Genomic DNA, 13,142 nt, shown 5'->3' with positions numbered 1-13,142 from the left:
AAAAAATTATAACAAAACTTAGCTAAGCAAAAGAATAAAATACTATAATAACAAAATTGAACAAAATTAAGCTAAGGAAAAATTTTGAGAACTCATTATAATACAGAGCTTAACATACAAAATGTTGGCGAGGAAGTAACATTATGTGGTTGGGTAAATTCTTACCGTGATCATGGAGGTGTAATTTTTATCGATCTTAGAGATCGTAGCGGACTTATACAGTTAGTATGTGATCCTGCAGATAATCAAGAAGCACATAATATAGCTTCATCAGTAAGAAATGAATATGTTTTAATAGCACAAGGTAAAATTCGCCCACGCGGTGAAGGACTTGTAAATCCAAAATTAAAAACCGGAGAAATAGAAGTTGTTATAAATAAACTTACTATTGAAAATGAAAGTGCTGTAGTGCCTTTTGCTATAGGCGATGAAAGCGTTAATGAAGAATTAAGATTAAAATATAGATTTTTAGATTTAAGAAGCAAAAAACTTTATGATAATTTTGCTCTAAGATCAACTGCTTGTATAGCAGCAAGAAATTCTTTATCAAGCATGGGATTTTTAGAAGTTGAAACCCCTATTTTAACTAAAGCCACTCCAGAAGGTGCAAGGGATTATTTAGTACCATCACGTGTACATCAAGGCGAATTTTATGCCTTACCTCAAAGTCCCCAACTTTTCAAACAACTTTTAATGTGTTCAGGATTTGATAGATATTTTCAAATTGCAAAATGTTTTAGAGATGAGGATTTAAGAGCAGATCGCCAACCTGAATTTACTCAAATAGATATAGAAATGAGTTTTTGTGAGCAAAAAGATATCATAGCTATGGCAGAAAATTTACTCAAAGATATTTTCAAAGCTTGCGGAAAAGAAATTAGCATACCTTTTAGACAAATGAGTTACAAAGAAGCTATGGAAAATTATGGTTCTGATAAGCCTGATTTAAGATTTGATATGAAATTTATTGATGTGATTGATATTTTTGCAAAATCAAATAACGAAATTTTTGCAAATATTGCAAAAGATACAAAGAAAAATCGCATTAAAGCTTTAAGAGTTCCAAAAGGCGATACAATTTTTTCTAAACGCCAAATGCAAAGATTTGAAGAATTTGTACGCAAATTTGGAGCGGCAGGACTTGCATTTATACAAATGAAAGAAGATGGTCCTAAGGGTCCACTTTGCAAATTCTTTAATGGAGAGGATTTGAATGCTTTAATTCAAAGATGTGAATTAGAAGTTGGAGATGTAGTATTTTTTGGTGCAGGAGCTAAGAAAACCGTGCTTGATTATATGGGTAGATTTAGATTATTCCTTGCTGATGAAATGAAAATTATTGATGAGGATAAATTAGAATTCTTATGGGTTATTGATTTTCCTATGTTTGAACAAAATGATGATGGAAGCTATTCTGCAATGCACCATCCATTTACTATGCCAAAAAATATTGACGAGCAAGATTTAGAAGAAATTAATTCTATTGCGCATGATGTGGTGTTAAATGGTGTAGAATTAGGTGGTGGTAGTATAAGAATTCATAAAAGCCCTATCCAACAAAAAGTCTTTAAGCTTTTAAATATTGATGAAGAAGAGCAAAGAAAGAAATTTGGTTTCTTACTTGATGCATTAAGCTTTGGAGCACCGCCACATGGTGGTATAGCAATAGGCCTTGATAGACTTATCATGCTTTTAACAAAATCTTCAAGCATTAGAGAAGTCATAGCTTTTCCTAAAACACAAAGAGCACAATGTCTTATGACTCAAGCTCCAAGCGAAGTAAGCAATGAACAAATGAGAGAATTAGGTATAAGATTAAGGGAGAATACTAAATGAAACAATTATTTTTAATTATAGGTGCACCAGGTAGTGGTAAAACAACCGATGCAAGCATCATAGCTAAAGATGATGCAAATATTACTCATTATTCTACAGGTGATTTACTAAGAGCAGAAGTGGCTAGTGGAAGCGAACTTGGAAAGACTATTGATAGTTTTATTTCTAAAGGAAATTTGGTTCCTTTAGAAGTGGTAGTTAATACCATCATCACTGCTTTAAAAAATGCACCAACTAATACTATATTAATAGATGGTTATCCAAGAAGTGTTGAACAAATGCTTGAGTTTGATAAGGTATTAAAAAATCAAAGTGAAGTAAATTTAAAAGGTGTTATAGAAGTTAAAGTTAGCGAAGAAGTTGCTAGAGAAAGAGTTTTAGGACGTGCTAGAGGTGCTGATGATAACGAAGAAGTTTTCAATAATAGAATGAAAGTTTATTTAGAACCTTTAGAAGAAATAACAAATTTTTATACTAAAGAAAATATCCACCATGTAATCAATGGTGAAAGAAGTATTGAAGCTATCGTAGCTGATATGAAAAATTTAATCAATGATTTATTAAAATAAAGGATAAAAAATGGATATTAGCAAAATCAAAGTTGGAGAAGTGCCAAACAAACTTAATGCAGTTATTGAAATTCCTTATGGATCAAACATTAAATACGAACTTGACAAAGAAAGCGGAGCTATCATGGTTGATCGTGTGATGTATTCAGCTATGTTTTATCCGGCAAACTATGGGTTTATACCAAATACTCTTGCAGATGATGGCGATCCTATTGATGTTTTAGTTTTAAATGAATACCCTATCCAGGCAGGAGCTGTGATTCCTTGTCGTTTAATAGGGGTATTATTAATGGAAGATGAAAGCGGTATGGATGAAAAATTACTTGCTGTTCCTGTAAGTAAAATTGATCCAAGATATGATAATATTAAAAGTTTAGATGATTTACCAAAAGCAAGCTTAGATAAAATCAAAAATTTCTTTGAAACATATAAAATGCTTGAGCCAAACAAATGGGTAAAAGTAAAAGAATTTGCAGGTATTGAAAAAGCAAGTGAAATTTTAGAAAATTCTATTAAAAATTATAAATAATCAAAGTCCTTTTAAGGACTTCACAAAGGATAAAAAATGAAAAGTATTATTGCTTTTAGTATAGCTTTTGTGGTGCTAATAGGCGCTAGTATTGGTTTTTATATGTGGTATTTTGAAGATGATTCAAATACTTATGTATATGATTATAAAAAAAGTAGTTCTTATCAAAGCTACACTCCACCAAGCACTCAATACAATCAAGAAAGAAATAATATAAGTAATAATACTTACTACCAACCACAGCAAACAAACCAAGAGCCTTTAAAAGAAGAAACTCCAGTGCAAAACAATCCTATCATGGATGAAAATACAAGCACTCAAGAAGTTGCTCCAACAACCCAAACAAATATGGCTGAAGTTTCTAAAAATGAAACTACTACACCTAAAGTAGTCCAAAAAGAAGAAAAAACTCCAGTTGAGAACAACAAACAAACAAGCGTAAAAAAAGAAAAAACAACAAAATATAAAAATACCATGCAAGAATACATTGCAAAAGGCAAAACTAGCAGATATGAGCCAAGTTTGAGTGATGATTTTGTTAAAGTTTATGTGCTAGATGGAAAAAGTTTAAGTGATTATAGAGTTAATATGCTAAAAGAAATGATTAATCCTATTAAAGTTAATTCTCAAGATTACAACTTGACTATTTTTATTGATATGCTATCAAATGATAATATGAAATTAAGCATATATAACAAAGATATTGTTTTTGCTAAAAATAAGAAAAAATATAATTATGTAGATGTTAAAATTTCTGATTTGAAATTTTTATTTGAAAGAAATGGATATAGCGAATATAGCAATGAAAATTTACTTGAAAAAATCAATCAAAATCTAGCAAGAGAAGATATAATCAAAAAAATCAAAATTCAAGGTTATGCAGACGATAGAGGTAGTACTTTTGCAAACTACATGATAGGATTAAATAGAGCAATGAATGTGGCTAAACATTTCTTTAGCTTTACTGAGGTTATAGAAATAGAATCTTTAGGAAAAGACACCTATCCTACTAAAGATAAATCTGATTCTCAAAGACAAAATAATCGTAAAGTAGAAATTAGTTTTTTATAACTAATTTCTAAATTTCAAAACTTCTTTAACAATTTTAAGCTAACATAACAATTTATTTTCATTCTCAAGGTAGCAATTATGTATGATAAATCACTAGAAAAAGAATATTATAAAATTTGCGAAGAACGCGGATATTTTGAAATCAATGGCAATGAAAAAATTCAAGAAAAAAGCAAAAACTTTTGTATTATGATGCCTCCACCTAATGTAACAGGCGTTTTACACATAGGCCATGCTCTAACTTGTACTTTACAAGATATCACAACGCGTTATAAAAGAATGGATGGCTATAAGACTCTTTATCAACCAGGGCTTGATCATGCAGGCATTGCAACACAAAATGTTGTGGAAAAACAACTTTTAGCTCAAGGTATTAAAAAAGAAGAACTCGGTAGAGAAGAATTTATAAAAAAAGTATGGGAATGGAAAGAACAAAGCGGTGGTACTATAGTTAAACAAATGCGAATTTTAGGTATCACTCCTGCTTGGAGTCGCTTGCGCTTTACTATGGATGAAGGTTTAGTAAATGCGGTAAAAAAAGCCTTTGTAGATCTTTATGATAAAAAGCTTATTATGCGTGGAAATTACATGGTAAATTGGTGCACTCATGATGGAGCATTAAGCGATATAGAAGTTGAGCATAAAGAAAATAAAGGAAAATTATATTATTTAAAATATTTCTTAGAAAATTCTCAAGAATACATCGTAGTAGCCACTACAAGACCAGAAACTTATTTTGGTGATAGCGCTGTGATGGTTAATCCAAACGATGAAAGATTTAAACACTTAATAGGCAAAAATGTCATTTTACCTTTAATAAACAGAAAAATTCCTATTATTGCTGATGAACATGTAGATATGGAATTTGGCACAGGCTTTGTAAAAGTAACCCCAGCACATGATCATAATGACTATGAAGTAGGCTTAAGACATAAACTTGAATTTATTACTATCTTTGATGAAAAAGGTATTTTAAATGAACATTGCTTGCATTTTAAAGGCTTAGAAAGATTAGAAGCAAGAGATGTTATTATAAAAGAATTACAAGAAAAAGGTTTTGTTGAAAAAATAGAAGATTATACTAATCAAGTAGGATATTGTTATCGTTGTAAAAATGTAGTAGAACCTTACATTTCTAAACAATGGTTTGTAAAAAATGAAATCGCAAAAGAAAGCATAGAAAAAGTTAATCTTGGTGGAAGCAAATTCTACCCTGCGCATTGGATTAATAGCTTTAATGCTTGGATGAGAGATTTAAAAGATTGGTGTATTTCAAGACAACTTTGGTGGGGTCATCAAATTCCTGTGTATTATTGTGAATGCTCTCATGAATGGGCAAGCGAAGAAACTCCAAGTCAATGTCCAAAATGCCAAAGCACTAATTTCAAACAAGACCCTGATGTTTTAGACACTTGGTTTTCTTCTGGTCTTTGGGCTATGAGTACTTTAGGTTGGGGTAATAAAGACTGGGGTAAAAACACACTTTGGCGTGAAGATGACTTAAAAGATTTTTATCCAAATTCTTTATTAATCACCGGCTTTGATATTTTATTTTTCTGGGTTGCAAGAATGATGTTTCAAAGTACTAATGCCTTAGGTGAGCTTCCTTTTAAAGATGTATATTTGCATGCTTTGGTTAAAGATGAGCAAGGTAGAAAAATGAGTAAGTCTTTAGGTAATGTCATTGATCCTGTGCAAAGCGTGGATGAATACAGTGCTGATATCTTGCGTTTTACCCTTGCTCTTTTAGCTATCCAAGGTAGAGATATAAAATTAAGCAATGACAAACTCATACAAGTTAGAAATTTTACGAATAAGCTTTATAATGCAAGCAAATTTTTACTTTTAAATGAAGAAAAATTTGAAGATTTAGATAAAAGCAAAATTCAAACTAACTTGGCAAAATACATGCTGTCTCGTTTTGAAGTATGCGTAAAAGAAACAAGAGAAAATTTAGATAATTACCGCTTTAATGATGCAGCAAATACTTTGTATAGATTTTTCTGGGATGAATTTTGTGATTGGGGGATCGAGCTTAGTAAGGCTGAAAAATCAAGTATAAAAGAACTTGGAAGCATTTTTAAAGAAGCATTAAAACTTTTAAATCCTTTTATGCCATTTATTAGTGAGTATTTATACCATGAGTTAAGTAAAACTTCTATCCAAACTCATGAGTCTATAATGATTTCAAGATATCCTCAATTTAATTCCAGAAATGAAAAAATAGAAAAATTATTTAATATCATTATAGAAAGTATAGTGAGTTTACGTCGTGCAAAAACCTTAGTAGAGCTTGCAAATGCAAAAATTCAAAAAGCTTGCATAAAATTAAATGATGAGAGTTTAATAGCTGAGTTGAAAAATTACACTAATTTCATCTCGACACTTGCAAAATGTGAAAACATCGAGTTTATTAGTACAAATTTAGAAAAATCCATTAGAGATGTAAGTGAGAATTTAGAAGTATTTATACCAACTCAAGATCTTGATTTAAGCGGTGTTTTAAATAGACTTAATAGTCAAAAAACAAAACTTGAAAAAGAATTTAACAAGCTAGATGCTATGATGAAAAATGAAAAATTTATTTCTAATGCACCGGCTGCGGTTGTTGAGCAAAATAAAACTCAACTTGAAAGCATTAAAACTCAACTTGAAAAAATCAATGATGAAATTTCTAATTTAGAAGGCTAATAAGTGATAAAAATACAAAATCTTAAAAAATATTATGGCAAAGAATTAGTTATAAATGATGTTTCTTTAGAAGTTAAAGAAGGAGAAATTTATGCTCTTGTTGGACACAGCGGGGCAGGAAAATCAACTTTGCTAAGATGTATTAATGGTTTGGAAAATTATCAAAGCGGTAGTGTGGAAGTTTTTGGTAAAGAAATAGCTACTTTAAAAGAAAAAGAGTTAAGAGTATTTAGAAAAGATATAGGGATGATTTTTCAGCATTTTGCACTTATGAGTAGAAAAAATGTATTTGAAAATGTAGCTATGCCTTTAGAAATTCATAATTTTAACAAAAACACAATTCAAAAAAGAGTTAATGAACTTTTAGATCTTGTGGGACTTTTAGCTAAAAGCAAAGCTTATCCAAATGAACTAAGTGGTGGGCAAAAACAAAGAGTAGCCATAGCTAGAGCCCTTGCTTTAAATCCTAAAATTTTACTAAGCGATGAAGCTACTTCTGCACTTGATCCAAATACTACAAATAATATTTTAGAACTTATTGCTAAAATCAATCAAGAATTTAACATCAGCGTAGTATTAGTAACTCATGAAATGGAAGCAGTAAAACAAATAGCACAAAAGGCCGTATTGCTAGAGCATGGACAAATCATAGGTCAAGGAAAAATCGAAGATTTATTCTTAAAGCCAAGTGAAAAAATGCGTGAATTCCTAGGGGAAAGTGATTTTTTACCACAAAATGGAGTCAATGTGCGCTTATATTTTTGTAAAGAAAAAGCAAACCAAAGCATAATCACTCACATGGCTAGAAGTTTAAATATTGATTTTAATATAGTTTGGGGTAAGATAGAAAAACTAAACAACAATGCTTTAGGAAATTTGGTAATCAATATAGAAGCTAAAGATCAAGAAAGAGTTTTAAATTATTTACAAGAAAATGGCGTTATTTGGGAGCTTGTGTAATGAATTTAGAGGCAATTTTAAGAAATTTTGAAAATATACTTTATCCGGCATTATTGGAAACTCTTTATATGAGTTTTACAGCCACTTTTTTAGCCTTTTTAATTGCACTTATCCCTGCAATTGTACTTACTGTTACTGATAAAGGCGGCTTATGGGAAAATAAAAGCATTTATAGTGTGCTTGATTTTATCATTAATATTTTAAGATCTTTTCCATTTTTAGTGCTCATTGTAGTTTTAAGTCCTTTTACAAAATATCTTATTGGCATTAGCATAGGTACAACCGCCACTATAGTACCACTTACCATAGGAATTGCACCTTATTTAGCTAAAATGATTGAAAGTGCATTTAAAGAAATTGATCCTGCTATCATTGAAGCAGCAAGATCTTATGGAGCTAGCAAAGCACAAATCATCTTTAAAGTTATGTTTAGTGAGGCTTTGCCAAGTATTATTAATGGTATTACTTTAATTTTAATTATTGTTATTGGATTTTCCGCTATGGCAGGAACTGTTGGTGGTGGTGGCTTGGGTGATGTGGCTATTCGCTATGGATATGAACGTTTTAGAACTGATATTATGATTCAAACTGTTGTGATTTTAATTATACTAGTGCAAATTATACAATTTATAGGAAATATTCTTTATAAAATCACCAAAAGATAAACAATGAAACATAAACTTGGTATTTTGCTAGCAGCAACTAAAAATTCAAGCTTTACCATAGGAACTCTACTCATTAACATCATGGATGTTATGGGTGAGAAGGTAGATGTATTTTATATTTTACATGATGGCTTTAGCTTGAATGATCAAAATATCATGCATAAAATTGTTAAAAACAAAACAATTAAATTTATTCCTTTTACTCAAGAAGATTTTTTAACTACTCTTGGTAAAAATCAAAATGATATTGATAATTTATTTTTCTTAAAAAGATGGACGCATATGGCTTTTGCAAGATTTGAAGCTTTTAAGTTTTTAGATGAATGCGAAAGTATTATTTATCTTGATTTTGATGTTTTACTTTTAAAAAGTATAGATGAACTTAGCAAATTAAGAGCTAGAAAATATCATTTTGGTGCAAGATTAGGTAAAACTTTGCTTCAAACAGCTCTGCCTTTGGAAAAAAATCATAACAATAAACGAGTATATCAAACAGGGATTTTAGTATTTAACGATCTTATACCAAATCCTTTACAGTGTTATCAATTTATCTATAACTATCTTTCACAAAATACTAAAAACTGGCAAGATCAAGGAATTTTTTCCTTAATGGTTTATGAAAATCACTTTAAAGTCAAAGATTTAAAAGACAAATACACAGGAAGTACTCATTATCTTACAAATCTTACACAAAATGCCTCTATAGTTCATGCTTGTGGAACTAATAGTCGTTTTTGGAATAGTAAATTTTGCAATCAAACATGGCCTAAATGGCAAGAATATTATGAAAAATGGCTAGAGCTTGGAGGAAGTAAATATACAGGATCTTTTTATAAAGATAATAAACAATCTATTCAACGTACAAGATATCATTTATCATACAAACTAGGTTATGCTTTTATAGAATGTACTAAAAATAAGAAAAAAATTCCTTTTTTACCTTTTACTCTACTAAAGATTTACTATAAACACACAAAACTTGCCAAGCAATATCAAAAAGATTTAAAAACAAAACCTTATCTTAAGCTTCCACCTTTATCAAGCTATGATGATTATAAAAGCGAGGGTATTAAAAATCAAAATACTTATTCTTATAAAATCGGACAAGCTCTCATTAAGGCTCAAAAAAATTGGCACAAAGGTGGTTATATAAAATTTATAAAAGAACTTAAACATTTTGCCAAAGAATATAAAAACAAGCAAAAATAAAACTTTTCTTATCTTATTAATATTTTTATAATATAATCAAGCATTTTAAACTATAAAAAGGAGTTAAAATGAAATTGTTAAAATTGCTCGCTGCAAGCACAATTTTAGGTGCAAGTTTATTTGCTAATGAAGTTATCACTGTAGGTGCAACACCTGTTCCTCATGCTGAAATTTTAGAACAAACTAAAGATTTGCTAAAAAAAGAAGGTTACACATTGGAAATTAAAGAATTTAATGACTATGTTTTGCCAAATCTTAGTACGGATAGTAAAGAACTTGATGCAAATTTTTTCCAACATCAGCCTTATTTAGATGAGTTTAATGCTAATAAAGGCACAAAATTAATTAGCGTTGCAAAAATTCACATCGAACCAATGGCAGTTTATTCTAAAAAATATAAAAACATCCAAGATCTTCCACAAAATGCTACCATAGCTGTACCAAATGATCCAACAAATGAAAGCAGAGCTTTGGATATTATCGCTAGCACAAAGCTCGTTAGTTTTGAAAATGCTGCATTAAAAACTCCACTTGATATTAAAGATAATCCAAAAAATATCAAATTTAAAGAGTTAAAAGCAGCACAACTTCCAAGAGCTTTAGATGATGTTGATTTTGCAGTGATTAATTCAAACTATGCCTTATCAGCAAATTTAAATCCTGTAAAAGATTCTATTTTAATAGAAAGCAAAGAAAGTCCTTATGCAAATATCTTAGTAACCACTCAAGATAATAAAGACAATCCTAAAATCAAGGCTTTAGTAAAGGCTTTACAAAGTCAAAAAGTAAAAGATTTTATCAATGAAAAATACCAAGGTGCAGTAGTCCCTGCATTTTAAAACAAACCTTGAGTTTTAAAACTCAAGGTTATTTATTTTTAATAAGCTCTGTGGTAATTTTAGCTATTTCTAATTCTTCTTCTGTTGGAATAATTAAAATTTTAATTCTAGAGTCTTTTTTACTAATCTCACCATTTCTAAGCTGTGCATTTTTATCTAAATCTATATCAAATCCTAAATGCGCTAGCCTTTGGCATACTTTTGCTCTAACAATATCATCATTTTCACCTATACCAGCTGTAAAAATCAATGCATCAACTCTAGGCAAAATCGCAAAATATGAGCCAATATATTTACTTAAACGATAACAAAACATATCAAGAGCAAGTCTTGCTTTTTCGTTATTTTGTTCAATTTGAGCTTCAATATCTCTAAAGTCATTAAACCCACAAATTCCATAAACCCCACTTTTTTTATTCATTATAGTGTCTAAATCAGATGGGTTTAAATTTAATTCTTTTGCTAAAAATGGTAATACAGCAGGATCAATATCTCCACATCTAGTTCCCATAATCAAACCTTCTAGCGGTGTAAAGCCCATAGAAGTATCTATACATTTTCCATTTTCTATAGCACAAACACTCGCACCATTTCCAAGATGAGCGCTAATTGCATTAAATTCATTAATATTTTTACCAAGTATATGTGCAGCTTGCTTGCTTACATAAGAATGTGATGTACCGTGAAAGCCGTATTTTCTAACTTGGTGTTTTTCATAAAACTCATAAGGTAAAGCATACATATAAGCATAATCAGGCATACTTTGATGAAAAGCTGTGTCAAAAACTGTCACATTAGGAACTTTTGGAGCAGCTTTTATCATAGTTTTAATACCTATTAAATGCGCAGGGTTATGTAAAGGTGCTATGTGAGCAACTCTATCAATTTCTTTTAAAATTTCATCATCTACTAAACAATGCTTGGTTAAATTTGGACCTCCATGAACTATCCTATGTCCACACCCATCAAGCTCATTTAAATCATGTAAAATTCCACTTTGAGCAAATAGTTCATTTACTAATTCAATACCCTGTTCATGATCTTTAATCGCTAATTCTTTTTGGTATTTTTGACCACTTTTTAGATCTTTTAATTCTATTTTAGAGCTTTGCTCGCCTATTTTTTCCACTAAACCAGATGCTAGGGCTTCATCTTTTTCAAAAAGCTTAAATTTAATTGAAGATGAACCTGAATTTAAAACCAATATTTTCATTTTTCTCCTTATTCTTGTGCTTGAATAGCACTTAAAATCACAGTATTAACAATATCTTCTACCAAACAACCTCTACTTAAATCATTAATCGGTTTTTTAAGACCTTGTAAAATCGGGCCAATAGCTAAAGAATTTGCTGTTCTTTGCACTGCTTTATAGCAAATATTTGCCGCATTTAAATCAGGAAACACATATACATTTGCCTTTCCTGCTACTTTAGAATTTGGCATTTTACTTTTTGCTGTTAGCATATCATACGCTGCATCAAATTGTATAGGACCTTCTAGCTCAAGTTGAGGATATTTTTCTTTAGCTATTTTAGTAGCTTCTTTAATTGCATCCACGCTAGCCCCGCTTCCACTATCTCCACTAGAATACGAAAGCAAAGCCACTTTAGGTTCAAGCCCAAAAGCTTTAGCGCTATTTGCGCTCACATAAGCAATTTCAGCAAGTTGCTCAGGAGTTGGATTTGGCATAACAGCACAATCAGCAAAAACCAAAACCTTATCTTCTAAAGACATAAAAAACATACCAGAAACCAAACTTACATCAGATTTTGTTTTGATAATTTGCAAGGCAGGACGAATAGTTTCAGCAGTAGTTGTACTCGCACCACTTACCATAGCATGCGCTTTTTGAGTATGTACAAGCAAGGTCGCAAAATATGTTTTATCTTGCACTAATTTTTTAGCTTCTTCTTTACTCATACCTTTACTTTTTCTAGCTTCATACAAAAGCTCTTCAAATTCTTCATTATATTGAGAATTTTTAGGATTTATAATACGTACACCATCGATGTTAATATTTAAACTATTAGCTTTAGCACAAATTTCATTGCTATCGCCTAGCAAAATCAAATCAACAATATCATTTTGAATTAAAAACTCACTAGCTTTTAATACTCTTTCATCAAAACTTTCAGGTAAAACCACTATTTTTTTATCTGCTTTTGCTTTTTCAAAAAGCTCATAAGAAAATCTTGCCTGAGTTTTATAGGTATATTCTTGTAATAAATCTTGAGTAAAATCTTCATTTTCTTTTAACAAAACAAAGTCGCTAAGCTTTTGACTTAGTAAAAAATTTAACATAGTATGATTTTCATCTTGACTTTTTACATATAGTGGAGTATTTAGCTCTTTAGCTAAGGCTATATTTAAACTCAAATCTCCCATCAAACCAAAATCATCTACTCCAACCACTATAACAAAATCATTTTTATTTTTTATTTTTTCAAAATCTTGAATTATTTTTTTAAAAAAATCATTTGAATTTTGAGTAATTTTGCTTTGATAATTATTTTTTTCAAAACTACTAAAAAAATCTAACTTAAAATTGGTTTTTGAACATATTAAAGCAATTTTTTCTTTATTTTTTTCACAAAAAACAGGAAAGTAAAAGGCTATTTTACCTTGAACTTTTTCTAAAGACTGTGTTAAAAATTTCTCATCAACACAATTTAATAAAAACATGGATTTCATTTTTTCCTCTTTTTTAACAAAATAATTGTTTTTTTGTAATATAATAATTTTAAAATTCATCACAATAATATAAGGTTATAAA

The 13,142-nt window shown here is 30.0% G+C and carries 10 protein-coding genes and 1 pseudogene; 9 read left to right on the top strand and 2 right to left on the bottom strand.

Translation table 11 applies throughout. The features are described 5' to 3' along the window. Window positions 1-84: 84 nt before the first annotated feature. The 9 genes and pseudogenes from aspS (at window position 85) to L8T90_RS06680 (ending at window position 10,369) form a co-directional block, all read left to right on the top strand. Window positions 85-1,836 carry an aspartate--tRNA ligase gene (gene aspS, locus L8T90_RS06720; RefSeq protein ID WP_263683164.1) on the top strand — a complete coding sequence of 584 codons (1,752 nt, stop codon included), beginning with the start codon at window positions 85-87 and terminating at the stop codon, window positions 1,834-1,836. After that, complete coding sequence (locus L8T90_RS06715; RefSeq protein WP_263664110.1) at window positions 1,833-2,405, top strand: adenylate kinase; 573 nt, start codon at window positions 1,833-1,835, stop codon at window positions 2,403-2,405. The genes aspS and L8T90_RS06715 overlap by 4 nt, the downstream gene beginning before the upstream one ends. 10 nt (window positions 2,406-2,415) lie before the next feature. Then, entirely contained in the window at window positions 2,416-2,934 is a 519-nt protein-coding gene (ppa, locus tag L8T90_RS06710) for an inorganic diphosphatase (protein WP_120759358.1), read from the top strand. Between the two features lie 36 nt (window positions 2,935-2,970). Then, complete coding sequence (locus L8T90_RS06705; protein WP_263737061.1) at window positions 2,971-4,005, top strand: hypothetical protein; 1,035 nt, start codon at window positions 2,971-2,973, stop codon at window positions 4,003-4,005. 78 nt (window positions 4,006-4,083) lie between these two features. Beyond that, complete coding sequence (locus L8T90_RS06700) at window positions 4,084-6,696, top strand: valine--tRNA ligase (RefSeq protein WP_263737060.1); 2,613 nt, start codon at window positions 4,084-4,086, stop codon at window positions 6,694-6,696. Window positions 6,697-6,699: 3 nt separating this feature from the next. Next, window positions 6,700-7,656: a methionine ABC transporter ATP-binding protein gene (locus L8T90_RS06695; protein ID WP_263737059.1), complete on the top strand. Its 957-nt coding sequence runs from the start codon at window positions 6,700-6,702 to the stop codon at window positions 7,654-7,656. A 2-nt stretch (window positions 7,657-7,658) separates the two neighbouring features. Then, window positions 7,659-8,315 (top strand): annotated as a pseudogene (locus tag L8T90_RS06690) (methionine ABC transporter permease); the annotation flags it as partial. A gap of 9 nt (window positions 8,316-8,324) precedes the next feature. After that, window positions 8,325-9,530 carry a glycosyltransferase gene (locus L8T90_RS06685; RefSeq protein ID WP_263728113.1) on the top strand — a complete coding sequence of 402 codons (1,206 nt, stop codon included), beginning with the start codon at window positions 8,325-8,327 and terminating at the stop codon, window positions 9,528-9,530. Window positions 9,531-9,598: 68 nt separating this feature from the next. Next, on the top strand, window positions 9,599-10,369 hold the full coding sequence (locus tag L8T90_RS06680) for a MetQ/NlpA family ABC transporter substrate-binding protein (RefSeq protein ID WP_220516277.1): 771 nt from the start codon (window positions 9,599-9,601) through the stop codon (window positions 10,367-10,369). Window positions 10,370-10,397: 28 nt separating this feature from the next. On the opposite strand, the gene L8T90_RS06675 is transcribed toward L8T90_RS06680, so the two are convergent. Both L8T90_RS06675 and pta read right to left on the bottom strand, forming a co-directional pair. Beyond that, window positions 10,398-11,582 carry an acetate kinase gene (locus L8T90_RS06675; protein ID WP_263737058.1) on the bottom strand — a complete coding sequence of 395 codons (1,185 nt, stop codon included), beginning with the start codon at window positions 11,580-11,582 and terminating at the stop codon, window positions 10,398-10,400. A gap of 8 nt (window positions 11,583-11,590) precedes the next feature. Then, on the bottom strand, window positions 11,591-13,060 hold the full coding sequence (gene pta, locus L8T90_RS06670; protein ID WP_263737057.1) for a phosphate acetyltransferase: 1,470 nt from the start codon (window positions 13,058-13,060) through the stop codon (window positions 11,591-11,593). Window positions 13,061-13,142: the final 82 nt, after the last annotated feature.

Origin of the sequence: Campylobacter sp. RKI_CA19_01121, from assembly GCF_025771295.1 — a bacterium.
In the GTDB taxonomy this organism is placed as follows: Bacteria; Campylobacterota; Campylobacteria; order Campylobacterales; family Campylobacteraceae; genus Campylobacter_D.
Note: the sequence above shows the minus strand (reverse complement) of the source record. Positions and strands in the feature narration are given on the sequence as shown.

Excerpts from the sequence above, each read along its gene's own strand:
- L8T90_RS06680 (WP_220516277.1), top strand. The coding sequence starts at position 9,599 with ATGAAATTGTTAAAATTGCTCGCTGCAAGCACAATTTTAGGTGCAAGT.
- L8T90_RS06715 (WP_263664110.1), top strand. The coding sequence starts at position 1,833 with ATGAAACAATTATTTTTAATTATAGGTGCACCAGGTAGTGGTAAAACA.
- pta (WP_263737057.1), bottom strand. The coding sequence starts at position 13,060 with ATGAAATCCATGTTTTTATTAAATTGTGTTGATGAGAAATTTTTAACA.
- L8T90_RS06705 (WP_263737061.1), top strand. The coding sequence starts at position 2,971 with ATGAAAAGTATTATTGCTTTTAGTATAGCTTTTGTGGTGCTAATAGGC.
- L8T90_RS06675 (WP_263737058.1), bottom strand. The coding sequence starts at position 11,582 with ATGAAAATATTGGTTTTAAATTCAGGTTCATCTTCAATTAAATTTAAG.
- L8T90_RS06685 (WP_263728113.1), top strand. The coding sequence starts at position 8,325 with ATGAAACATAAACTTGGTATTTTGCTAGCAGCAACTAAAAATTCAAGC.
- L8T90_RS06700 (WP_263737060.1), top strand. The coding sequence starts at position 4,084 with ATGTATGATAAATCACTAGAAAAAGAATATTATAAAATTTGCGAAGAA.
- ppa (WP_120759358.1), top strand. The coding sequence starts at position 2,416 with ATGGATATTAGCAAAATCAAAGTTGGAGAAGTGCCAAACAAACTTAAT.